2 protein-coding genes are annotated in these 2,757 nt (G+C 39.0%); one reads left to right on the top strand and one right to left on the bottom strand.

Features of this window, described 5'->3' with window-relative positions:
- Positions 1–87: 87 nt before the first annotated feature.
- Positions 88–816, bottom strand: coding sequence for a hypothetical protein (locus CXF89_RS18875; RefSeq protein WP_145990847.1), 729 nt, complete (start codon positions 814–816; stop codon positions 88–90).
- A gap of 408 nt (positions 817–1,224) precedes the next feature.
- Between CXF89_RS18875 and CXF89_RS18870 the strand changes: the two genes are divergently transcribed.
- Positions 1,225–2,649, top strand: coding sequence for a sugar porter family MFS transporter (locus CXF89_RS18870; RefSeq protein WP_121955453.1), 1,425 nt, complete (start codon positions 1,225–1,227; stop codon positions 2,647–2,649).
- The last annotated feature ends 108 nt before the right edge of the window (positions 2,650–2,757 follow it).

Raw genomic sequence — 2,757 nt, 5'->3', positions numbered from 1 at the left:
CTGTTTTAAGCGGAAAATTTTAGTTAGCTAAAATGTGTGAGGCACGAACAAAAGCCAACTGTAACTTGTCCGACTTGAAAACCATTGTTAGCTTGTACGGATTGCTTCATTTCTTTCTCTTATATTAAGAAGTCTGATTTTTGTACTTGGTGTTATACCTTCTCCCTCGAAATGAATAAGCCCCTCGTCTTTCATATTATCTAATTCTCGAACTACACGATGAGGAGGTATATTCTCCGCAATCATCTCTACGAGATCTTCTGCCGTTACAGCCCTTTTATTTCTGCTAAATCTTTTTAAGGCCATTAAAATATGATTTCTAACTGTCTCTTCTCTTGCTTCACTTTCAACAAGCCTTGAAGTTTGGATTGCATTATCTAACAACCTTTCCATCTCAACACCAATATCTGAAAATTTACCATCAGCAGCTTTTTGCTTTGCTAAAATTTCAGATAGCTGCTTGTCCATTGCTGATTTAATTTCAGCAACTTTTTCGTCAGCTTTCTTGTCTGCTTCTTCAAGGATATCTGATTTTATATTTCCATCACTATCCCGAAGATTATCGTCGCCATTCCAAATATGCTTTCTCATATCAGTAACGGTATCTTTCATCATAGAAAAAGTATCTGAATATAATTTATCAAATAAATTTTCTAATCGCTGCACACTTGCATCGATACCTTTTGCAGCTTCAGTAGTTGCCTTTGAAGCTTCGTTAGACATTTTAAAAAACACAACAGAAAGCCATATAGCGCCAACTGCCAATATAAGAGATGCTATTGAAGCGATTAATCCTACAAGTTCTACACCACTCATTATTGTCTCCACTGAGTTTGATTCCATATACGCTCCTGAGTACAGCTAACAACTTAGTCAACGACATCTGTCGTTTTATAAATCGACAAATGTCCCTATTTTATAATCTATTAACCTTAACCACCAAATAACCACATGTAAACAATTACTTAATTTCGAACAGATTATGTAATTGCAAAAACACACCAAAAGGGTGAGAGCAGTGATATTGATCCAACAGATACTATCCATACAAAGCATATTATTTACTAAAATTCAGTCTTTTTAAGCTAATGTCTTTAAACTAAAGCCTCTAAAAATGGCTCAATTTATAACCGCCGAACCCTTTATACCCGCACAAGCATATTCAACCATAACGCTTTACGATATTATGCTCTTTTATATTTAATTTAACTTTCAGGGCATATAATGACAACGCACACACCGCCTTCCCACTCAGCCAACACAGCTGAAAACACCTCTCTTTTTTACGTAATATTTATATCGGCCGTTGCTGCTATTGGTGGCTTTTTATTTGGTTTTGACTCGGGCGTTATTAACGGCACGGTATCGGCGCTCGGTAATGCATTTAATTCAAGCAGTGTGGCTACGGGGTTTAACGTAGCGTCTGTGTTACTTGGCTGTGCCCTAGGTGCACTTGCAGCGGGGCCGCTGGCTGATAAATTTGGTCGCCGTGCAATTATGATCATCACTGCGATTATTTTTGCCACTAGCGCCTTTGGTTCGGGCATTAGCGAAAGCTCTGCGGAGTTTATTTTTTACCGATTATTTGGTGGTTTAGGTATTGGTGCGGCATCGGTATTAGCGCCAGCTTACATTGCAGAGGTTGCGCCACCAGCACTACGTGGTCGTTTAGCTACACTACAACAACTCGCTATTGTATTGGGTTTATTTGCTGCTTTTTTAAGTAACTACTTAATTGCTGATGCAGCAGGCAGCGCGCAAAATATTTTAATGCTTGATATAGCCGCTTGGCGCTGGATGTTTTGGGCTGAGCTTGTGCCTGCAGTGTTGTTTTTAGTCGGTGTTTTGTTTATTCCTGAGTCGCCTCGTTATTTAGTGGCGCAAGGTAAAGTAGGCGATGCAAAAGCGGTATTTAGTAAAATATCGAACGACAACGTTGATGCGCAAATAAGCGATGTTAAACGCTCATTGCATAGCGATACAAAGCCAAGTATTCGTGATTTATTTATTGATGGCAGTAAAAAAGTACACCCAATTGTTTGGGTGGGTGTTGCGCTGAGTGTATTTCAGCAATTTGTGGGTATTAACGTGGTGTTTTATTACGGCTCTGAGCTTTGGCAAGCCGCTGGGTTTGATGAGTCGCAATCGTTATTTATAAATGTATTAGCGGGCACCACTAATATTGTATCGACCTTTATTGCCATTGCCCTAGTTGATAAAGTTGGCCGTAAACCACTGTTGCTTGTAGGCAGTATTGGTATGTTTATTAGCTTAAGCGCGCTTACTTATATATTTGGTAGCGCAGGCCTTGATGAAGCAGGCAAACTTGCCCTTGGCGATAACATGGGTACTTTTGCACTTATTATGGCTAACTTATTTGTGGTATTTTTTGGCTTAAGTTGGGGCCCAATTGTATGGGTATTATTAGGCGAAATGTTTAATAACCGCATTCGTGGTGCAGCCCTTGCTGTTGCAGCAAGCGCACAATGGATTGCTAACTTTGCAATTACCATGACCTTCCCTATTATGCTGGCTAACATTGGCCTTGCCGGTGCTTATGGCTTTTATGCGTTATCGGCACTTATAAGTATATTTTTTGTTGTTAAATACATTAAAGAAACACGCGGTAAAACGCTTGAATCTATGTGATTTTTAAAAGCGGTGATATTAATCACCGCTTTGCTTTTACATACAATGGCGTTATTTAAGAATGATTGTTTAGATGAGCTAGAGGTTAATTAATAAATATATTTTAAA

Origin of the sequence: Pseudoalteromonas sp. MelDa3 (assembly GCF_002863625.1) — a bacterium.
GTDB lineage: Bacteria > Pseudomonadota > Gammaproteobacteria > Enterobacterales > Alteromonadaceae > Pseudoalteromonas > Pseudoalteromonas arctica.
Note: the sequence above shows the minus strand (reverse complement) of the source record. Positions and strands in the feature narration are given on the sequence as shown.

Coding starts and splice junctions, on each gene's coding strand:
- CXF89_RS18875 (WP_145990847.1), bottom strand. CDS start 816: ATGAGTGGTGTAGAACTTGTAGGATTAATCGCTTCAATAGCATCTCTT.
- CXF89_RS18870 (WP_121955453.1), top strand. CDS start 1,225: ATGACAACGCACACACCGCCTTCCCACTCAGCCAACACAGCTGAAAAC.